At 42.4% G+C, this 21858-nt stretch carries 12 protein-coding genes; 8 read left to right on the top strand and 4 right to left on the bottom strand.

The genetic code is table 11. The features are described from left to right. Positions 1–78 precede the first annotated feature (78 nt). From atpA to QJ048_RS22155, 3 genes are all read left to right on the top strand, one after another. Positions 79–1656 (top strand): F0F1 ATP synthase subunit alpha, encoded by a 1578-nt coding sequence (gene atpA, locus QJ048_RS22165; RefSeq protein WP_282336627.1) that lies wholly within the window; start codon positions 79–81, stop codon positions 1654–1656. 101 nt (positions 1657–1757) lie between these two features. Further along, on the top strand, positions 1758–2834 hold the full coding sequence (locus QJ048_RS22160; RefSeq protein ID WP_282336626.1) for a carboxypeptidase-like regulatory domain-containing protein: 1077 nt from the start codon (positions 1758–1760) through the stop codon (positions 2832–2834). A gap of 199 nt (positions 2835–3033) precedes the next feature. Continuing rightward, positions 3034–4080 carry an NAD(P)-dependent alcohol dehydrogenase gene (locus QJ048_RS22155; RefSeq protein WP_282336625.1) on the top strand — a complete coding sequence of 349 codons (1047 nt, stop codon included), beginning with the start codon at positions 3034–3036 and terminating at the stop codon, positions 4078–4080. A gap of 174 nt (positions 4081–4254) precedes the next feature. On the opposite strand, the gene QJ048_RS22150 is transcribed toward QJ048_RS22155, so the two are convergent. Next, positions 4255–6456 (bottom strand): hypothetical protein, encoded by a 2202-nt coding sequence (locus tag QJ048_RS22150; protein ID WP_282336624.1) that lies wholly within the window; start codon positions 6454–6456, stop codon positions 4255–4257. Positions 6457–6619: 163 nt separating this feature from the next. Here QJ048_RS22150 and QJ048_RS22145 point away from each other — a divergent pair, with 163 nt between their 5' ends. The 4 genes from QJ048_RS22145 (at position 6620) to ruvB (ending at position 11475) form a co-directional block, all read left to right on the top strand. Next, positions 6620–7312, top strand: coding sequence for a response regulator (locus QJ048_RS22145; RefSeq protein ID WP_282336623.1), 693 nt, complete (start codon positions 6620–6622; stop codon positions 7310–7312). A gap of 101 nt (positions 7313–7413) precedes the next feature. After that, positions 7414–8466, top strand: coding sequence for a sensor histidine kinase (locus QJ048_RS22140; protein WP_282336622.1), 1053 nt, complete (start codon positions 7414–7416; stop codon positions 8464–8466). 467 nt (positions 8467–8933) lie between these two features. Beyond that, positions 8934–10145 (top strand): OmpA family protein, encoded by a 1212-nt coding sequence (locus QJ048_RS22135; protein WP_282336621.1) that lies wholly within the window; start codon positions 8934–8936, stop codon positions 10143–10145. A gap of 298 nt (positions 10146–10443) precedes the next feature. Then, on the top strand, positions 10444–11475 hold the full coding sequence (ruvB, locus tag QJ048_RS22130; protein ID WP_282336620.1) for a Holliday junction branch migration DNA helicase RuvB: 1032 nt from the start codon (positions 10444–10446) through the stop codon (positions 11473–11475). Positions 11476–11656: 181 nt separating this feature from the next. Here ruvB and QJ048_RS22125 read toward each other — a convergent pair whose 3' ends face one another. Both QJ048_RS22125 and QJ048_RS22120 read right to left on the bottom strand, forming a co-directional pair. Then, complete coding sequence (locus tag QJ048_RS22125) at positions 11657–13156, bottom strand: SusD/RagB family nutrient-binding outer membrane lipoprotein (RefSeq protein ID WP_282336619.1); 1500 nt, start codon at positions 13154–13156, stop codon at positions 11657–11659. 10 nt (positions 13157–13166) lie between these two features. Next, complete coding sequence (locus tag QJ048_RS22120) at positions 13167–16352, bottom strand: SusC/RagA family TonB-linked outer membrane protein (RefSeq protein WP_282336618.1); 3186 nt, start codon at positions 16350–16352, stop codon at positions 13167–13169. A gap of 474 nt (positions 16353–16826) precedes the next feature. On the opposite strand from QJ048_RS22120, the gene QJ048_RS22115 reads away from it, so the two are divergent. Beyond that, positions 16827–18329, top strand: a complete 1503-nt coding sequence (locus tag QJ048_RS22115; RefSeq protein WP_282336617.1) for an oligosaccharide flippase family protein — start codon at positions 16827–16829, stop codon at positions 18327–18329. Between the two features lie 185 nt (positions 18330–18514). On the opposite strand, the gene QJ048_RS22110 is transcribed toward QJ048_RS22115, so the two are convergent. Further along, positions 18515–21796 (bottom strand): S41 family peptidase, encoded by a 3282-nt coding sequence (locus tag QJ048_RS22110; RefSeq protein ID WP_282336616.1) that lies wholly within the window; start codon positions 21794–21796, stop codon positions 18515–18517. Positions 21797–21858 lie beyond the last annotated feature (62 nt).

The raw sequence follows: 21858 nt of genomic DNA, 5'->3' as shown, positions 1-21858 counted from the left end.
GAGGAAACTTCAGTTCACAGATGACCTTTAACGATTGACATTTAAAAATTAAGTTAACAACATAAACATTCATTCGATATGGCAGAAATTAAACCCGATGAAATATCGGCGATATTGAGGCAGCAGTTGAGCAACTTCACCGCTGCTGCAGACCTGGAAGAAATGGGTACCGTTTTACAGGTAGGTGACGGTATTGCCCGTGTATATGGATTGGGTAATGTACGCAGTGGAGAGTTGGTTGAGTTCGATAATGGAGTTCAGGCTATCGCCATGAACCTTGAAGAAGATAACGTGGGTGTGGTATTGATGGGTGAAGTAGGAGAAATCAGAGAAGGTGCTAAAGTGCGCCGTACAGGTTTGATCGCATCTATTAACGTAGGTGAAGGTTTGCTTGGCCGTGTGGTAAACACTTTGGGTAACCCAATCGATGGTAAAGGTCCGATCACTGGTGAGCGTTATGAAATGCCTCTGGAGCGTAAAGCACCAGGTGTAATTTTCCGTGAGCCGGTAAAAGAGCCTTTGCAAACGGGTATTAAAGCGATCGATGCGATGATTCCAATTGGTCGTGGTCAGCGTGAGTTGATCATTGGTGACCGCCAGACTGGTAAAACAGCTATCGCGATCGACACCATCATCAACCAGAAAGAATTTTTCAAAGCAGGTAAACCTGTTTATTGTATATATGTAGCGATTGGTCAGAAAGCATCTACTATCGCCGGTGTGATGAAAACATTGGCTGATAACGGTGCGATGGATTATACCGTAATCGTATCTGCATCTGCATCTGAGCCAGCTGCATTGCAGTTCTATGCTCCGTTTGCAGGCGCTGCGATTGGTGAGTTCTTCCGTGATACTGGTCGTCCTGCATTGATCATTTATGACGATCTTTCTAAACAAGCTGTTGCTTACCGTGAAGTATCATTGTTGCTTCGTCGTCCTCCAGGACGTGAGGCTTATCCAGGTGACGTATTCTATCTGCATAGCCGCTTGCTGGAAAGAGCTGCAAAAGTGATCAACAAGGATGACGTTGCTAAAAAAATGAATGATCTTCCTGATTCGATCAAACATTTGGTAAAAGGTGGTGGTTCTTTGACTGCGTTGCCAATTATCGAAACTCAAGCTGGTGACGTATCTGCATATATCCCTACAAACGTGATCTCAATTACAGACGGTCAGATCTTCCTGGAAGGTAACTTGTTCAACGCAGGTATCCGTCCGGCGATCAACGTAGGTATCTCTGTAAGCCGTGTGGGTGGTAGCGCTCAGATCAAATCAATGAAAAAAGTTTCTGGTACATTAAAACTTGACCAGGCGCTTTACCGTGAAATGGAGGCCTTCTCTAAATTCGGGGGTGACCTTGATGCTGCTACTAAACTGGTGTTGGACAAAGGTGCACGTAACGTGGAAATCCTTAAACAACCTCAGTACTCTCCATACACTGTAGAGAAACAAGTTGCGATCATCTATCTTGGTACACAAGGTTTGTTGCGTGAAGTTCCTGTAAGAAGAGTGAAAGAATTTGAACAGCAGTTTCTTTCAGAACTGGAAACAAAATTCCCTGATGTATTGACTGATTTCAAAAAAGGTAATTTACCTGATGATGGAATCAAGAAAATGGTGGAACTGGCAAGACAGATCATTCCTCAGTACAAATAAGATATTTAGATCGATATATTTAAAAGCGGCTCTTGTAGCCGCTTTTTTTATGCGCCTTATGCAATTTCAACCTTTCGTGCATCCTACTGTAAACACGCCGTATGAGCACTAAAACTACGCTTCAAATCGCCGATCCCTGCCATGAGGATTGGAACAAAATGGATCCCGCCGAAAAAGGCAGATTCTGCCAAAGTTGCGCCAAGCATGTCGTTGATTTTAGTCTGCTAAGCGATAAGCAACTTCTGGAATATTTTTCCAAACACAAAGGTAACACGTGTGGCCGTTTCCGTGGTGATCAGCTTGATAGGCCGCTGGATAGTCAAGAGGCCAGAATCAAAGTATCTCTGTGGAAATGGTTCATGACCGCGGGTTTGGGAATTTGGTTCAGCAACAAGGCGGTGTCGCAAACAGGAAAGGTTCAAACAAAATGCGAGTCAAAAACACAGCCGCAGGATATGCAGGAGGTAGTAACTGTCGGTATGGTGCTGCCTGCGGAAGACGAGGAACCTGCACACCATGCGACCCACAAGAACTTGCACATAACAGGAACGGTAGTTAATAAAGCAAATGAGCCATTAGGAGGAGCGAGCATTTCGCTGAACGGTAAAGCGTATAAAGTTTCGGCAAATGATGGGACATTCAGCATTAACGCGAAAGTTCCGATAAGTAAAGACAGTGTAGAATTGTCTTTTTCTTCCATTGGTTATGAAACAAAAAATGTAAAAGTTTTATCTGCCAACAAAAAAGATATGGTCGTCGAAATGACTCCTAAAGCAGTCGAACTAAAAGAAGTGGTAGTAACGGGCTATGGAATCCAGGGAAAAGTCTCGCACATTGTCGGCGAAGTATCGAGTGTTCGTTCAACCACCTTAACGCAGGTTGTCGATTCAGTAAAAAGATTTACTGCCAATACCTTCGACAAAGCATCGTTCAAAACTTATCCCAACCCGGTACCGAAAGGCAGTTTTGTAAACGTAACAATGAAAGATGAAGGAACTTATTCTCTTCAACTGATCAGCAATTCATCTCAAATAATTTCATCACAAAAAATAACGTCTGCGAAGGGCGAGCTTTTTCAATTGCAAATATCATCATCTCTTGCTTCTGGCATTTATTATATTAGAGTGGTGAATGAACAAACAGGCAAGCTGTATACGGACAAAGTGGTTGTATTGTAGAGTTGAAAATTGCAAATTGAAAGTTGAAAATTATTAGACCGTGAACCACGATAGTACCTCTATTCTTTTGTTTCCTACCCTGAAAATTTGTTTCCCGTGCACAACGCCAACAACTCTTAACTTTCAACTTTCAATTTTCAATTTTTTCAACTCTCCCAAGGTCTATCTTTGCTCATCTGTTTATTTAAAAATTCAACCAATGATAGCAACAAAAGCATATGCAGCGCAGAGTGCCATAACTCATTTGGCACCTTATGATTTTGAGCGCAGAGATGTTAGACCAGATGATGTTCAGATAGAAATTCTTTATTGCGGTGTTTGTCACTCAGATCTTCACCAGATCAGAAACGAGTGGGGCGGTTCTATTTATCCAATGGTGCCAGGACATGAGATTGTGGGCAAAGTGGTAAACATAGGATCGAATGTAACAAAGTTCAAAGTAGGTGATATAGCTGGCGTTGGCGTATTGATAGATTCATGTCGCGTGTGCGATCATTGCAAACAAGACCTCGAAAACTATTGCGTAGAAGGAATGACCGGTACTTACAACGGTTACGAACGCGACAAAAAAACAATAGCACAAGGTGGTTACTCAACACAAATTGTAGTAGATGAAAAATACACTTTGAAAATTTCCCCAAATGCAGATCTTAAAGGTGTAGCGCCATTGTTGTGTGCCGGCATTACCACTTACTCTCCTTTGCGTTATGTAGGTGTAAAAGAAGGAGTGAAAGTTGGTGTTGTTGGCCTTGGTGGTTTGGGTCACATGGGTGTTAAATTTGCTGCTTCATTTGGCGCAGAAGTAACTATGCTAAGCACTTCAAAATCTAAAGAAGCGGATGCGAAAAAATTAGGGGCTCACAATTTTGCGCTGACTACAGATGCAGAAGGCATGAAAAAATACCACAACTATTTTGATGTAATTCTTGATACAGCCTCCGCAAATCACAGCTATGAACAATATCTTGATTTGCTTGCTTTGAATGGTAAACTGATTGTTGTCGGCCTGCCTGAACAACCTTCGCAAGTAGGTGCGTTTAAGTTACTGAACAATCGTAGAAGTATCATTGGCTCTATGATTGGCGGGTTGAAAGAAACACAGGAAATGCTTGACTACTGCGCGGAAAAAAATATCACTGCTGACGTAGAAGTCATCAACATACAAGATGTTAACGAAGCGTACGAGAGGATGTTGAAAGGAGATGTGAGGTATAGGTTTGTGATTGATATTGCGTCTTTGAAGTAATTAAGAATTAAGAATTCTTCGAGAGTTGACCATTTGTTATTATTGATCAACCTTTCGTACAAAAAGAAAGAGGGCTGCATTCTATTATGAGCGCAGCCCTCTTTTATGTTTAACTCAGATTCAAAACCTGATCGCAAGTAGAATAGAATGTTCGGCCTGGTGAATTCTTAATTCTTAATTTTCCTCCACTTCCACTTGCTTCTTATAAGCCTTTATAAACAGCGCACCCAAATTCTTATACGGTGGAATATAGTCTTCAAATCTGCTTTTGGCTTCGCCGGTAAAACGTTTGGATAGGTCGCCCCACATACTCATCCATTCGATATTTTTGCCATTACGGATCGCTTTGTTGATCTCTTCTAAAATGGGTTCATTCACTGTTCTTGTTCCTACTTGTTTGGAGGATATGATGTGTGCATCTTCGCTAATGGAAAGCACTTCGTGTAAATTATTATACCCACCACAAGAGCCGAGAATTACAATTTTTGCCGAAGGCTGAATTTGCTCCAATGAATACTTTACGTGATAGCTGTGACCACGGTGTATGAAAATGGTAGGGTGAATGTCCTTTGAATCAAGATATTGATCCAATGCAGCCTGAGCCTTTGCATCGGGATCATTTTCGCCATACAATGGTTTGTTGGCAAATATCCAAACCGGTTTGCCTTTGGTAGACTTGATCGTTACCCAGTTAGGATTTTCTGCGACGCTCCACTCCGGTTTTCCACGAAACAGGCTCATGAAGTTTGCGTAAGAGTTTTGTCCGTCCTTATCTTCATCTCCATAAAAGAAAACCTGCTGAACGATGCGTCCACTGTCATCCACCAACGCATTGTAATTGACAGAGTAGATCGGTGGAATCCCAAGCTTTTGAGCAAGGTCAATATTCTTGCTGGTGTCTGCAGATTCAAACAATGTCTTTTCCAGCATATACACTACCTGTCCGTTTTTATCGTTGTTTCGCTGGCAACGCGTAAAGTTCCAGTTTGCTTCATCCAGCATCAGCTGTGCCACCTGCTTATTCTTTTCAAAAATGCTGCTGTAAGAATCCGCTACGTCTACCGCGTCTTCCATGTTTTTTGCAGTAGCAGATTTTTCCAGGCCAAACATAAATGCACGCATCAATGAAGTTGCATTTTCCTGCGGCATCGATTTTAGAAAATCATTCAAAGTGTTATAGGCAGCGGCCATTTTAATAAACTTCCTGAAGTAATCAGCATTCACACTTAAGATCAGGCTGTCGCCGCGAGGCACTTTCATTTTTTGAAAAATGCGTTTGAATACGCCGATATAGCTGGATGTGTAAATTTCTTCTTCACCCAATACACACAAATAATAAAGCTCCTGTGCATTGAGCGGTTCGAGCACTTTGAACCTCACAGGATCAGGGCTGTCGTGCAAGCCATTGATTTGAGAAATGAACGCATTTTTTGCTTTGCTTACCATCATTTTTGTAAGCGCATCCATTTCCATTGGTGTATCTTTTTGTGGTCCTATAACGCGGCCCACATAGTCGACCCTCGTCTTTACGAGCAACTTATAATAGCTTATATCGTTTTCCTTTTGCTTATCAATTTCCTCAATGGTGATCTTGTTTTTCACCAGCATATCGAGAAACGGAAAATACAACTGCCCGCTTTTGCTTTTGGATAGTAGTACAATTGTTTGCACCAGTGAGTCTTGATTGGAATGTATTCGTCCGCTCAGCTTGTCGTGCGCCGATGCAAAGTCGTACAAACGCATCGGGTCATTGTGTGCAGCTACGGCGATCAAGCTATCAGTGAAAGGAAGATCGGTATTTGTTTTAAGTGTATTTAAAATTTCAGCCGGATGGCTTGCCAGATATTTTCTGATGATAATAGTTTTCGAAGCCTGCGTTCCCGGATTTTCCGGAAGTACCATAAAGCAATCGATCAATATTTTGCCAACGCCGTAAATGTTATTATTCACCACCGGCACAATACTTTGCCCCTTGGCATCCAACAACATTCCCTGCTCAAATCCATTTACCAGCGCCGGTGCCATGGTAACGGGGAAATCTCGCTTCTTATAATTTGTAACGTATCCTTTCAGCATGATTTCCAAACCGCGCAGATATTTGATTTTGGCATTGTGTGAAAGCGTGGAATCCAGTTCTATTGTTTTCTGCAGTTCATCTACCTTATCAATCAGTGCATATTCTATTTGCAGATTAACGGTTTCATCCCGGGCAATCATTATAGTAGAATCGGCTTTCCCGTCAAGTGAGTATACTTTTTTCTGATACTTGTCTACTGCATCATGAAAAAGGACCCGTCGTTTATCAACAGGGTAGTTTTGTGCGTCTGCATTTTGTAGTAATGCCAAGCTAAGGACCAGGGCGATTAATTTATTCATAACTAACGGCTTCCAATTATTAGCAAAAATACTATCAATAAATATACCTGCCTTAACATTAAGGTAATACAGGCCCGATTTACTTGTAGCTTAACAATTTCATAATCGAATTCGTAATTTATGCATTAAGACGTAAATTAACTTTGCGTAAACAAATTGTTAAATGGAATCCAAAGGAAAAAAGGTACTTATAGCTGATGACGAGCCGGATATATTGGAAATCATTGGATATAATCTGGAAGGAGAAGGCTACAACGTGTACACCGCGAAAGATGGAGATGATGCTTTGAACAAGGCGAAACTGGTTAAACCGGACCTTATTATTCTTGACATTATGATGCCAAAGAAAACAGGTGTGGAAGTGTGTGAGATTTTGAGGTCGCAGCCAAATTTTAAAGAAACGCTGATCATTTTCCTTACTGCACTAAGCGACGAATCTTCTCAGGTAAAAGGTTTCGAGAAAGGTGCGGACGATTATGTGAATAAGCCAATAAGCCCGAAATTACTGCTGAGCAGGGTAAATGCGCTTTTCAGAAGAGTAAGCAAACCGATTGATGAAAATGGTGCTGGTGTATTGACAATAGATAAAATAGTTATTGACCCTGTGAGATTTATAGTAAAAGTGGGCGAAGAGGAAATTACATTGGCGAAGAAAGAATTTGAATTGTTGTACTTACTCGCTTCAAAACCAGGACGAGTTTTTCTTAGAAATGAAATCTTGAACCAGATCTGGGGAAATGAAGTTATTGTGGGTGACAGAACCATCGACGTACACATCAGAAAAGTGCGTCAGAAATTGGGTCTGGATTGTATTACCACTGTAAAAGGAGTTGGTTACAAGTTTGATCTTCAATAAATTACCTCTTTAAGTAAAAATTTAAAAGTCAAAAACCACCAGGCGCAGTGTGACTTTCTTTTTGAATTTTTACTTTTGAATTTTTACTTTTTCAATTCAGAATGCTTTCAACAAAAAACTTATCCCCCCGTCAAATAGCTGCTATCAACGCGGCGTCTATATCAATATTGGTGGCTATTGCCAACTTCATCTTTATTGGCAGTTGGTGGGTGGCTTTGCTTACCCTTATCATACTTTATACGGTCGCGTATTTTCTCATACTGTTTTTTCTGCAACAGTTCATTTACCGGAGGATCAAGCTGATTTACAAGTTTATTTATCAAACGAAAGCCAGCAAAAAGGAAGAGGTTTACTACAAATACATCATTCCCCACAAAAGCATTGACGAAGTAAGCGAGGACGTGGAGAAATGGGCGGCACAAAAAAGTGATGAGATTGAAATCCTTAAGAAAAACGAAGCTTACAGGAAGGAGTTTTTGCAAAACCTGGCCCATGAATTCAAGACTCCCATTTTCGCTGTCCAGGGGTATGTAGATACGCTTTTAAACGGAGCGATGGAGAATCCCGACGTTAGAAAAAGATTTCTTGAAAATACCGCACGCAACGTTGAGCGTCTGGTGCACCTTATGAACGACCTGGATGAAATTTCCAAGCTGGAAAGAGGCGAGCAAATATTGTACAAGCAAAACTTTGTTATACAGGATCTTATAAAAGAGCTGTATGAATCTCTGTCCATTAAGTTGACCGAAAAGCATATTCGCACGAGCATTAAAAAAGGTTGCGAAGCACCGGTAACGGTTTTTGCGGACAAGGAAAAAGTAAGGCAAGTGCTTATAAACCTCATAGACAATGCCCGTAAATACGGAAAAATAGAGGGCAATATTGTTGCCAGCGTGTATAAAACTGAAGGCGACCGGGTTTTGGTAGAAATAAGCGACGACGGGATTGGTATTGAAAAAGAACACCTGCCACGCATTTTTGAAAGATTTTACCGCACAGATAAAGGTCGCAGCCGCGACAAAGGAGGCGCCGGCCTTGGCCTCGCTATTTGCAAGCACATCATAGAAGCTCACGGACAGGCAATGCATGTACGCAGTACGCCAGACGTGGGAACGACTATAGGTTTTACGCTGGAAAAAAAGAAAGACCTGTAGTTAATTGAAAATGGAAAGTTGAAAGTTGAAAATGGGTGTCCAGCTTAATTTTCAACTTTCAACTTTCCATTTTCAATTAATAAAAAAAACCGCTTCATAGACATGAAGCGGAAACTGCATGAGAAAATTCTATTCTTTGCTCAATTAAAACCATTTGATTAACACAACAAGTAAATAAGAGCAGTACAAAAGTATCTCACCATTATTACCGAATAATTAAGTGAACATTACGCAATAATTAAATTGGCAGGGAACAGAGTTTGCAGTAGTGACAGGTGCATCGTGAAACGTGAATGCAGCTTGGTTACTGTTTCGGAGCCAGACCAGAGGCCACATTCACGATTGACTATTCACTATTGAACTCTTATCTCATTAATTTGTTCTACTTCGTTTACACTGTCCTCCCTTCGAAGACTTTGTCCTGTAGCTATTTTGATCTCATTTCTTAAAATTAAAAAAACAACATCATGGCATTCAGTCTTCTCGATTCAGTAAAAAACTATTTTCACAGCGACTTTATAAGTAAAGCCGCCGGGCTATTGGGAGAAAACAATGTTGCGGTGAGCAAAGCCGTAAATGCAGGTATACCCGCAATATTAGCCGGCATTATAGGCAATGCGCAGGCCGATGGTGGCAGCAACCTTTTAAATGCGGCCAAACAGGCGGCTGCTTCCGGGATGCCGGAGGCGCCGGAAAATCTTTTCTCTGGCGCTGGAAGCAGTTTGCTTAGCACGGGATCTTCATTTATAACCAGCATATTTGGAAATAACAGCGGTGTGATCGGAAATCTTATCTCCAATTTTTCCGGCATAAAATCATCTACCGCCACAACCATTATGAGCGCCATCGCTCCGATAGCATTGGGGTTTATCGGCAGGGAAGCAACGAGTAATAATCTGTCCGCAAGTGGTCTTACGAATTGGCTCGGTTCGCAAAAACAGGATATAATGAATGCATTACCTGCAGGGTTCACACTACCAACTCTTGGTAAAACGATGAGGCCGGCCGATACTACTTACAATGCGAGTTTGCCGCCTACTGAAAAATCCGGCACTAACTGGTTGCTGTGGTTATTGATTGCTATCGTGTTGATAGCATTGTTATGGTACCTGATGCGCGGTTGTAACAAAAATGTACCGCCTCCGCCTCCGCCGCCTGACACAACAAATGTTGTGAAACCAGATACAACCACTACTGTCGTGATGCCTCCTGCACGAGAATCACTAAAAGTAAAGTTGCCTGATGGTACTGAACTGGACGCATGGAAAGGTGGTATAGAAGATAAATTGGTTGCCTTCCTCAATGATCCGAATTCGCAACCAGGCAAAGATGTTTGGTTCGATTTTGACGACCTGAACTTTGAAACAGGGAGCGCAAAAATTACTCCTGAGAGCCAAAAGCAGATCAACAACATCGCCGCTATTTTAAAAGCTTATCCAAAAGTGAAAATCAAAATTGGTGGTTATACTGATAAGACAGGCGACAGCACTGCAAACATGAAATTGTCTACCGACAGGGCAAAATCCACTTCGGATGCTATTAAAGCTGCGGGTGCAAAAGGTGCCCAACTGCTGGGCGGAGAAGGCTATGGATCAATGTATGCGAAAGCCGCTGCTGATGCTTCGGACGAGGAAAGAAAGATGGATAGGCACATATCTGTAAGTGTGAGGGAGAAATAATGATTAGAGATTTGAAATTTGATATTTGAGATTGGTGTCGATGTTCGAAGTAATTGACGTCATTCAATATGTTTAACGAGGCTTCGGCAAGCTTAGCCTGACACTGGTTTTTGATGTCAGTCGCGGTTCGTCGAAGCCTCTTTATTTTGAGTTCTGGTGAGTTTCACTAGTTTGAGTCTGCTAGTATCTTCATTCAAACATCCGTGCAAATCAGTCTAATCTGCGTCATCTGTGAGCCATCAAATCTAAAATCTCAAATTTCCGATCCCTAATCCCAAATCGATCTATATTTGCATCAATGTCAAATCCCATTTTAAATAACGATAAATCGCAGCTGTCCGCTGCCGAGAAAGAGTTTGAGAACAATATAAGGCCGAAGCAGATTGCCGAATTTTCGGGTCAGCCGCAGGCAATTGAAAATCTCAAGATCTTCATCAAAGCCGCCAAAATACGCGGTGAGGCATTGGACCACGTGTTGTTTCACGGCCCTCCGGGATTGGGTAAAACAACATTGTCGAGGATTGTGGCGAATGAATTGGGAGTAAACATTAAAGAGACATCCGGACCTGTAATTGAAAAGCCGGGCGATCTTGCCGGATTGCTTACTAACCTCGAGCCAAACGATGTTTTGTTTATTGATGAGATACATCGTTTGAGCACTGTTGTGGAAGAATATTTGTATGCTGCAATGGAAGACTACCGCATCGATATTATGATCGATAGCGGCCCCAACGCAAGAAGTATACAACTTACGTTGAATCCTTTTACATTGATTGGTGCCACTACAAGAAGCGGTTTGCTAACTGCTCCTTTATTGTCAAGGTTTGCCATTAAATCAAGACTTGAATATTATAATGCGGCAACGCTTAAGAAAATCATCGAACGAGCTGCCGGTATTTTAAATACGGCCATCACATCTGATGCTGCTGGGGAAATAGCACGCAGAAGCCGCGGCACACCTCGTATCGCCAATGGGCTGCTTCGACGTGTGCGTGATTTTGCGCAAGTGTTAAACGATGGACAAATTGATCTGGGTATTACGCAACATGCATTGAAAGCTCTGAATGTAGATGAATACGGTTTAGATGATATGGACAATCGCATCCTCAACACGATCATTGAAAAATTCAAAGGTGGTCCTGTCGGCATCTCCACTATCGCCACTGCTGTTGGCGAAGAGCCCGGCACCCTCGAAGAAGTGTACGAACCATTCTTAATCCAGGAAGGCTTCATTCAGAGAACGCCGCGCGGCCGCGAAGTAACCGCCAAAGCGTATGAGCATTTGGGTAAGAAGCCGTCCCGGGGCGCGAATGACCAAATGCTGTTTTAAAATCAATAACTTCTTGAGTGTAATTGTGTACGAAGTACGATGTACGAAATTCGTTAGAGTAGCCTCATGAAGATGGCTTTGTGCTAGGGCCTCGCTGATATAAACTAATCATCTGTTTCTAAAATAGGGTTACATCCTGTAAGGAATGTAACCCTATTTATTTTTAATTATTAATTCCCCGCTACTTGTCCCACCAAACCTTGCCAGTCAAATCATCTTTGCCATTTAAGCCGGATTGTTGTGCAACGGCAGCTTTATAATTAGTGCCGTTGATGGTTTGCTCAGTGGTTGGATAAGCTTGCCTGCGTGGAATGGCAATGTTGTTGTTGTTAGGCGCGGGCGACAAAGTTGGATAACCGGTTCTTCTCCATTCGGCCCAGGCTTCATATCCATTTGTATAGAGGTGCACCCATTTTTGATAACCGATTTGTTTGAGTGCATCTGTTGCATTGTATTTCACAGAAGGTTGCGCCATCAATGCACCAAGGCCGGTAGTGTCGCCTTTATCGGCAGGGTTATAGTTCTTTTCCGGTGGATTGCCGCTTGGATTATATTCCTTCAAATAGCTCCTGTTCCATTGCCTTACAGAAGCTTCGATCGCTTTGTTGTAATAGGTGGCGGCATTGGCATCACCTCCGCTGATCCAGCCAATCTTTGCAGCTTCTGCCTCTGCAAACAAGAGTTCCGCATAAGTGACAATGAATGTTGGTGCATTTTGTGCGCGAATATGCAATCCTGTATATGATACATCTGCGGTTTTAATAAGTGCAATCGCATCTCCGTCGAGGCCATAAGGAACACCGGCATAATCTCCATGGCTGTTCTTTTCTGCAAATGTTGGCAGGCGTGGATCGTTAAGCGGCTTCATATAGTTAACCAATGTGGCGCTTGTCCAATACCATTTGCGGTTTTGCACTACATCCACATAATACCAGTAGTTCTCATAATTCGCCTCCGGCAAATGGGCATACACAGCATTCTGACTGTTGTCAGTAAACACCCCTGCCTGCATTGCATCGTTAAATTGGGCCTTGCCTGTTGTTGCGTCAACTTTGGATAATCGCAGCGCCATGATCATGCGTATAGAGTTGGCAAACATTCGCCATTTATTCATGGCTCCATCATACAAAACATCGCCTGTTACGGCATTGCCGTTGTCAATTTGCGCAGCCGCTTCTTTTAATTCTTTAAACAGATCATTATAAATATCCTGCTGCTTATCGTAAGTAGGAGTAAGATTGTCTTTTCCTTTCAATGCCTTGGTGTAAGGAATATCGCCCCATCTGTCTGTCATTTGCCAGAAATAATAAGCCTTCAAAATTCTGGCAACCGCTTTTTGATTTGCCTCAGAACCTTCGTTCACGTTGTAGCTTTTCGCGTTAAGAATGGTATACAGATTCTCCAGCGGTTCTGAATAGATGTCATAAAAATCAAAACTCACCACTGTGTATCGCGAGTTGTCTGTGTAAGGAAGTTCGGACCAATGTTGCGAATACAGCATGCCATAAGATGATTCAATTTCATCGGTTAAGTGATTGATGGCATAAGTTAACAACTGAGCATTGGAAGCATTGGTGGGAGCATTGGGATTGACATTGATATCATCCGAAAATTTGGTACAACCCGATTGTATTACACTTAGGGCTGTGAAGAAAAGTATATAGATTAAATAGTTTTTCATGATGTGCTGTTTAAAAATTAACGTTAAGATTTAAACCATAGGAACGAACAGTAGCCAGCTGTCCGGTCTCCAGCCAGTTCAGCGAAGAAGCGCCGGTAGCCAGTTCTGCAGGATTCACACCTTTGGGAGCCTTCTGCCATATCATGAAAGGATTTCTTGCGATGAACGCAATGTTGATGCTTCTGAATGGAAGCTTTGCATAATTAGCTTTTGCAAATGTGTAGCCGAGGCGCAACTCTCTCATTCTAATGTAGGAAGCATCATAGACCCACTCTTCATACACTTGTGTGCCGATGGTATTTCTGTAATAAGTTCTTGCAGAAACGTAGGCAGTAACGTCCTGGCCGCTTGCTGCCGAAATGCCTTCTATTTTGAAACCACCTCCGTCCGCCAGTGGGTCGCGTATATTTTTTCCTTTATCATTCATCGCAGCAGTTTCTGCAGCTTGCCCGCTTTTAACAGCAAGCATTCTTGTCCAGCTGATAAATTTTCCACCGCTTTGAAAATCGATATTCGCTGCAAAGTCAAAGTTTTTCCATGTCACAGTATTCGTCCATCCTCCTGTGAATTTTGGAACGGCTGTACCAAGATTATGACCTGTTTCATACAGCGGCATGTTGTTTGTGCCCAGTAAGATCTTTCCTGTTTTCGGATCGCGTTTGTAGCCATTGCCAATAATGGTTCCGAATGGCTCGCCAACATTTGCCAGCAAATACATGCTTACTCTGGCATAGGTATTTTGATCGAGCAGCAAAGAATTCAAACCTGGATACAGCTCCAGTATTTTGTTCTTGTTATACGCATAGTTGATAGTAGTGCTCCAGTTTGTGTTTTTTGTTTTTACAGGAATGGCATTCAGCGATAATTCCAACCCCTTGTTCTGAATATTTCCCGCATTGATCACATAAGTTTGATAACCGCTCGCTCCGGAAATATCAAGATCAAGAATGGCCTTCTTGTTTTCCTGGTGATAATAAGTGGCGCTAATGCCTAAGCGGTCCTTGAAAAAACGAAGGTCAAGCCCCGCTTCATAAGCCGTAGAGAGAGAGGGTTCCAATGATCCGTTGGAAAGGCTGTCAGGCACATACTCAGGAAAATTTCCATTGTACGGTGAACCAAGATTATAAAATGAAGTTGTTTTGTATGGCTGCAGATCTGCTCCCGCTTGCGCAAAACTCAAACGTGCTTTACCATAAGAAAGCGGTTGCCATTTCAGCAATTCGCTGAAGACAACACTTGCAGACACTGATGGATATACGTATGCATTGTTTTCCGAAGGAAGCGTTGAAGAAATATCTCGGCGCAGACTCGCATCTAAAAAGTAAGTGTTGTTATAACCCAATGTTACCGAACCATAAGCGCTTCTCACTTCTTTTTTTCTCAGGTAATTTTCAACGTTTGGTCTTTCCAGGGAATTCGAAATGTTATAAAAGCCTGGAGTAACAAGCCCTCCAACGGTTTGCTGGTACAGATAAGAATAATTCTGTTTCAAAATATTTCCACCCAATGCTGCTGCAACAGAAAACTTGCCGAACTCTTTATTATACTGCGCCAGGAACTCGTAGTTGTTTTCTTTGTTTTCATATTTCCCAATAGAAAAACTTGGTGTTCCTCTGCCACCTTCTGCATTTCGCTTATCAATGTTTTGTGTGTAGTTATCCTGCCTTATAAAACCGCTAACCTGCAGGCCCGGAATAATCGTGTAAGTCGCGCCAATATTTCCAAACAATCTGTCGCGGGAATCGTGCGCAGGATTTTCGTACGCATCAAAATAAGGATTGTTCCAGTCGATCGGTATCATGTCTTCGTAAATGCCGTCATCATTAGGATCGTTCACGTTCCACTGATAGAATGTGCCGTCAGAATATTTGTACTGCTTAAGTCTGTTCATATCAAGGTTACGCTCGAACCACTGATACATATTTCTCGAACCCAATGCCTGGTAACCCTGCGAGGGCCTTTGAGCACTGTTATTTGCATAGTTGATATTTGCAGAAATACTTAGGTTGGATAACACGTTAATGCTTCCATTCAGGCCAAGATTATTTCTTCTTAACCAGGTGTTTGGCTCAATACCCTTGATGGTGGTGTTGTTATAAGACAAACGGAAGCTTGTATTTTCTCCGCCTCCGGCAAATGATATGCTGTTGTTGATCGTGTGCCCGGTTTCAAAATATTGTTTGATGTTATCTGGCTGCGGCACGAACGGCGTCGCTTTTCCGAAGTCGGGATCGGCAGGGTAGAAGCTGTATTGATGTCTTACAGGAGTTCCGTCCATTTTTGGTCCCCAGCTTTCATCCCATGTTCCATCAACATATTTTGTTGAAACTCCGTTTATATTAATGGTAGGGAAATTTAAGCTGGAGCCCGCTCCGTAAATGTCTTGCAACGGCATATAATTTCCAGCCTTATCCAAAGTGAAGGACGAGCTGAAGTTTACAGTTGGTTTTTTGTTCTTGCTTCCTTTTTTTGTCGTGATCATAATGGCGCCGTATTGGCCGCGCAGTCCGTACAAAGCAGCTGCAGCAGGGCCTTTCAGTACGTTGATAGATTCAACGTCGTCAGGGTTGATATCTTGCGCGATATCGCCATAGTCACGTCCGTTTTTAACTGCATAGTTGCTGTTGGAAATAGGCGTTCCATCTACAATGATCAATGGTTCTCCTTCACCTGTGATTGAATTTACGCCACGCAGCTGGATTTTTTGGGTGCCACCCATACTTGCGGCAGAGGATCCGGAAAGTTGCACACCGGAAATTTTACCTGCAAGAGAACCGAGTACGTTTTGCTCTTTGGCAACAGTAAGATTCTCGCCGCTTATTTGTTGCGTGGAATACCCAATGGATCGCTCTTTGCGGGTAATGCCAAGCGCCGTTACAACAACCTCAGACAAATTTCCTCCTTGTTGTAAAACGACATTGTAAGAATTGCCAGACGTAAGGTTTATTTCCTGCGTGGAAAAACCGGAAGACGAAATTTCCAGAACAGGATTATTCCCGGCCACTTCAATCCTGAAGTTTCCTTTTTCATCTGTGCTGGCGGATCTTGATGTTCCTTTTTGATGAACCGTGGCAAATGGCACAGGACCACTTTTGGGGTCTTTAACTGTACCGGTAATGAGCCGTGTTTGACAAATGGCAACATGCTGCTGAAGCACTAGCAGGCATAGTAATGCCAGTGTAATTGCAATTCTCATGGCAGATCAGTTTTTTTTAAGGTTAGACAATATATGTGTTGAGAATAAACGCCCTTTAATTGGCAAGCAATAGTCGATTTAGTTGTTAGTTGATAGTTATTAGTGTTGGGTCAAATGGGCTGTCTTATCTAACAACCAACAACTATCAACCAACAACTGTCTTTAGCAGAATCTACCTATAATGGAAAAGAGGCAAGTAGCTGGACCGTAATCAATTAATACAAAATAGGTAATACTTTCCACAAAGTAAACAGGTATGTATACCTGTTTTTTAAATTTTTTTATAAATGGCATTTCGCTGGCAATATTTACCTTCGGTGCTCTGAATGGCAATGCTGAATGCCGTGGTTCGTGTCTTCACGAACCATTCACCAATTGGTTGGTGGTTTGTAGAGACACAAACCACGGCATTCGTGAAGACGCGACCTCGGCATTCTGTTCGGAATTTTTAAATTTGCTAAAACAACAGATGATTTGAGTAGTCTAAAATCCCTGGCATCGCAAACCTTCTGGTACGGCGCCAGTTCCATAGCAGCAAGGTTTCTAGGTTATTTGCTTACACCATACCTTACCGGGATAATGACCGGAGTTGATTACGGTGAAATGAGTATCATGTATGCCGCGATTCCATTTTTTACTGTAATTTTTACTTATGGAATGGAAACGGCTTTCTTTCGTTTTATGCAGAAAGAGCAGTACAAAGGGCAGGTGTACAGTACCAGTTGTCTTTCCATCATTATCTCTACTGCGACGCTTGCATTGATCATGTTTGCGGGGCGAAATGGCATTGCCACGCTGCTCAACATAAAAAATCATCCGGAATACTTTACATTAAGTATAGCGATCATCTCAATCGACACTTTATCTACGCTGCCCTTTGCCAAATTAAGGTTTGAAGGAAGGCCCATGAAATATGCTGCAATTCGTATTTCCGGCATTCTTATCAACATAGGGTTTGTTGTACTGTTTCTGTCTGTTATACCGGCATTTAAAAAAGCAAATCCACACCATCCCATTTCAATTTTTTATAGAGAGGATGCAAGTGTTGCTTATTATCTTGTTGCCAACCTTATATCATCTGCTGCCACTTTTTTACTGCTGTCGAAAACATTTTTTTCTTTTTCATGGAAATTTGATTTCCGTCTTTGGAAAGAAATGATGAAATACTCATCACCATTGATCCTCGTTGGCTTTGGTGGTGTAATTAATGAGACATTCGACCGTATTATGCTTGACTGGTGGTCGCCTTCATTAACGCCGGAGGCCAAAAAGCTTGATGTAGGAATTTACAGCGCCTGCTATAAACTTTCTTTGTTGATAACGCTTTTTGTGCAGGCATTTAGAATGGGTGCCGAGCCTTTCTTTTTTAAACAGGCGGAGGCTGGCAACGCACAAAAAACATATGCCCGTGTAATGAAGTTTTTTGTCATCACGGTTTGTGTGATGTTCCTCGTAGTGGTGCTTTATCTGGAAATCTGGAAATACTTTATCCGCAACCCGGTCCTGTGGCAAGGCCTGAAGGTAGTGCCTGTATTATTGCTTGCCAATATGTTCCTGGGCATTTACTACAATCTTTCTATTTGGTACAAATTGAGCAATCGCACCATGGCAGGGGCGTACATCACCATCATTGGTGCAGCCATTACACTTTTGATCAACTATTTCTTTGTTCCGCGTTTCAGCTATGTAGCTTGTGCGTGGGCAACCTGCATATGCTACGGCACCATGATGATCATTTCATTTATATGGGGACAAAAAGAATATCCTGTTCCGTATGCATGGAAAAAACTTGTGGCTTACATCGTGATTGTTGTGCTGCTTTATTTCATACAACAACTGTTCTATTTCTTTGTACCAAACAAAATAGCAAGCATGGCGTTTGGAACCATTCTGCTTCTGGGCTACATCGGTTTTATTCTGAGAGTAGAAAAGAAAGAGTTTCAGAAGCTTCCTGTAATTGGGAAATTCATTAGGTGACAATTAAGAATTAGGAATTAAGAATTAAGAATTGTTGCTGGTATGTCAGAGTAATTTTTAATCGAGCATAAAGAAGATGCCGCACTCAACTATGAATGCGGCATCCTTCTTTATTGTAGACTTTCGTTAAGGTTCTTATTTTTAGTGCTCAAAGATCGACCTAACGAATTCTTAATTCCTAATTCTTAATTAGCGGCAGTTCCTCCAATCTCCTTCAACATCTCTCTCACCGCAGCCTCAATCTGCACATCCTTGCCATTAAGGAAATCTTCATAAGGCAAAGGCACTTTGATATCTGGCTCCAGTTGCAGGTTTTCGGTTGGCCGGTTTTCTTTGCCGATAGTGGCTACCATCGGAATACCGAACACGATTGTTGGGTCAATTTGCGTCTCCCACCAAACTGCAGTACCAGTGCCGGGAACAGGCATGCCTATTAGTTTGCCAATGCCATTTTGTTTGTAAACGTAAGGGAAAATAAATGCATCACTATAGTTGCCCTCGCTCATAAGAACACAACTTGGTTTTGTCCAGCGACCCATTGGTTCTCCATCGTTAAGACGATTACCTTGCGGCGCAAAATCGAGATAACGTTTGCCGCTTAAGAAAGTCGCAAGATCATCGTGCAGCCAACCGCCGCCATTAAATCTTGTATCAACGATCAATGCTTTTTTATTATAGTTTTTTCCAAGCACTGCGTCAAACGTATTGCGGAAACTAGCGTCGTTCATACCTTGCACGTGCACATAGCCAACTTTACCATCGCTTAGTTTGTCCACCATGGATTCCATTTTTTTTGTCCAGCGTTTGTACATCAGCGCCGTTTCTTCTCCAAAAGAAATTGGTTTAGCAGTTTCTTGCCAGTGTGCATTGGCGCCATCTGAAAGGTCGAGTAAAATGTTTTTGTCCATTTTGCGGTTAAGAAATGAAGCAAAATCAATGCTGTCTGTCACCGGCGTACCATCTATCTTTTCAATGATCGTTCCGTTCTTTATTTTGCTGTAAGATTTATCAAATGGACCTCCTGCAATTACTTCGGAAATTTTGATGCCTTTGCCGGTGTAAGTTTCATCATAGATCAAACCCAACGCAGCAGTTGCATCGCCGGTTGGATTCATTGGGCTGTAGCGTCCACCGGTGTGTGAGGCGTTTAGCTCACCCAGCAGTTCACTTAGCAATTCCTGGAAGTCGTAGTTGTTACTGATGTGTGGCAGGAAGCGGGCATAGTTGCTGGTCATCATCTTCCAGTCAACTTTGTGTAGCGAGGTGTCATAAAATTTCCTTTGCACCTGGCGGCAAACGTGATTGTAAATATAAGCACGCTCTTCTGCCTGGTTCAACACCATGTCTGCATTTATGCCGATAGGACTAACTTTCCCATTTTCGTCTACTTTTACAATTGAGCCTTTATTCAATACAAAGACCGCTTTGCCATCTTTGCTCATTTCAATGCCACTTTGTGTGCCACCGAGCTTGGCCAACACTTTTGTTTCATGTGTTCTGGGCTCAGTTACCCACAGATCAAAGCCTTTTTCAAATGCTGACAGGTAATAAACTTTTTCGCCATCAGGACTAACTGCATAGTCGGAAACAGTAGAGCTGTTGATGGTTAATTTCGCTACACGGTTTTCCATGTTGTCGATGTCAGGATTCCAGGTCTTCAGAGATGTGGCTGTGTCTTTGTGCGAAGGGCCAACCTTGGTTGGTGCATGAGCATCTGCGGTTTTATTTTTTTCAGCCTTTTCTTTTTCAGCTTTCTCTTTGTCTTCTTTTTCTTTCAATAATGTAAAATCATCTTTGCTCAATTTGAATCTGTCATATTGGTCCTGATCAAAGAAGCCAACATAAATATCTACCTCGCGACTGCCTTGCATAGCTAACGATTTACGGCCTTCTTTTGCGCTTACCCAGCTTAATGCTTTTCCGTTCCAGTTCCATTTCACATTGCCTTGTCCAAAGCCACTTGTCAGCGGATGTTGAATGCCATTGCTGCCGTCAGCTTTTAAAAGGGCAACGTTCGAAGTGAACCAATGACCTTCCTGGTCATCGCTTACCAGCCACTGGCTGTTTGGACTCCAATTAAAGTTCCAGTCACCATCACTGTAAGAATAATTGCGGCCCTTAGGCAAAACTGTTCTCGATTGTTTTGAAGCAATATTGTAAACTTTCAAAATATTGCGCTCTTCCACGTAGGCGATCTCTTTTCCGTCAGGAGAATATTTCGGTTGAAATTCTTCTGCAGCGGTTGCAATCAGTGGCTCTTCTTTCAGCACAGTAGAAGCGAAGAAATAGGGCTCATCTTTGTTCACGATCGATGTGCTGTAAATGTCCCAGCTGTTGTTTCGTTCAGCGGCATAGATAACGCTTCTTCCATCAGGGTTCCACTGCACCATACGCTCTTGTTGTGGTGTGTTGGTTATTCTCTTTGTTTGCGTGCCGTCTACGCTCGTTACAAAAACTTCACCTCTGCTTACAAACGCCACTTCTTTTCCATTGGGAGATAATGCAAACTCTGTAACATTTCCGCTAACTGGAAGATTTTTTTCTATTCCTTGTCTGCCATCATTGTTGATCTGAATATTCACTTTTGCAGCAGCACTTCCTTCTTTCAATGTATAGATCTCCCCATTGTAAGTAAAGCAAAGAGTGTTGTCTTTGCTTTCGCTCAAATGACGAACGGGATGCGTTTTGAAATCAGTGAGTTTTTGCTCGGTAGCTCCCGCCGCTATCGGCATCTTATACAAATTTTGGCTGCCGCCATTTTCACTTAAATAATAAATTGATTGATTATCGCTGCTAAACAAAGGTTCACGATTCTCACCCTGGTGAGTACTTTTTTTCGCGAATGTTTTTTTATCTACATCCATTATCCATATGTCCCGGCATACAGAAGACGTCTGGTGTTTGCGCCATGGATCTTCGTACCCCTTTCTATCTTGGAACACGATCTGCGTTCCGGCATTGTTGTAATGGGCATTTTCAAAACCACCTGCACTGATCAGCAGAGCACGGCCGCCTTTCGCATTTACGCTGTAAAGATTTTGAAAAAAACGAGGGCTGTAGAACAGAATGTCGCTTGCAGGTACAATACGAGAGCTACCGAAAAGTACCTTTTTGTCGTCAGGTGAAAAATCATAAGGGTAATCTCCGGCGCTGTTGTAAGTCAGGCGAATAGGAACACCTCCTGTAGCTGGCATAATGAATACATCAAAATTCCCATAACGGTCACTGGCAAAAGCAATTGATTTTCCATCGTGGCTCCATACAGGCATCATGTCCTGTGCTTCGTGAATGGTAAGCGGGATAGCGGTTCCGCCAGATGCCGGGACAACATAAATATCCCCTTTATAGCCGAATGCAATGTTTTTTCCATCCGGGCTGATCGCAGGGTAGCGCATCCATAACGGGTTTTCCTGGGCTGTAAGGGCAAGGGAGGTTACTGACAGCAGTAGTCCTAGTAAATACTTCATTTTCAATTTTTTAGTTTCTAAAATTAATTAACGGCTGTGTTTATACAAAAGGAATTCGACAG

This window comes from Pinibacter soli (assembly GCF_029961145.1).
GTDB lineage: Bacteria > Bacteroidota > Bacteroidia > Chitinophagales > Chitinophagaceae > Pinibacter > Pinibacter soli.
The sequence above is the reverse complement of the archived record's forward strand: the minus strand, read 5'-3'. Positions and strand labels throughout refer to the sequence as shown.

Coding starts and splice junctions, on each gene's coding strand:
- atpA (WP_282336627.1), top strand. CDS start 79: ATGGCAGAAATTAAACCCGATGAAATATCGGCGATATTGAGGCAGCAG.
- QJ048_RS22160 (WP_282336626.1), top strand. CDS start 1,758: ATGAGCACTAAAACTACGCTTCAAATCGCCGATCCCTGCCATGAGGAT.
- QJ048_RS22155 (WP_282336625.1), top strand. CDS start 3,034: ATGATAGCAACAAAAGCATATGCAGCGCAGAGTGCCATAACTCATTTG.
- QJ048_RS22150 (WP_282336624.1), bottom strand. CDS start 6,456: ATGAATAAATTAATCGCCCTGGTCCTTAGCTTGGCATTACTACAAAAT.
- QJ048_RS22145 (WP_282336623.1), top strand. CDS start 6,620: ATGGAATCCAAAGGAAAAAAGGTACTTATAGCTGATGACGAGCCGGAT.
- QJ048_RS22140 (WP_282336622.1), top strand. CDS start 7,414: ATGCTTTCAACAAAAAACTTATCCCCCCGTCAAATAGCTGCTATCAAC.
- QJ048_RS22135 (WP_282336621.1), top strand. CDS start 8,934: ATGGCATTCAGTCTTCTCGATTCAGTAAAAAACTATTTTCACAGCGAC.
- ruvB (WP_282336620.1), top strand. CDS start 10,444: ATGTCAAATCCCATTTTAAATAACGATAAATCGCAGCTGTCCGCTGCC.
- QJ048_RS22125 (WP_282336619.1), bottom strand. CDS start 13,156: ATGAAAAACTATTTAATCTATATACTTTTCTTCACAGCCCTAAGTGTA.
- QJ048_RS22120 (WP_282336618.1), bottom strand. CDS start 16,352: ATGAGAATTGCAATTACACTGGCATTACTATGCCTGCTAGTGCTTCAG.
- QJ048_RS22110 (WP_282336616.1), bottom strand. CDS start 21,796: ATGAAGTATTTACTAGGACTACTGCTGTCAGTAACCTCCCTTGCCCTT.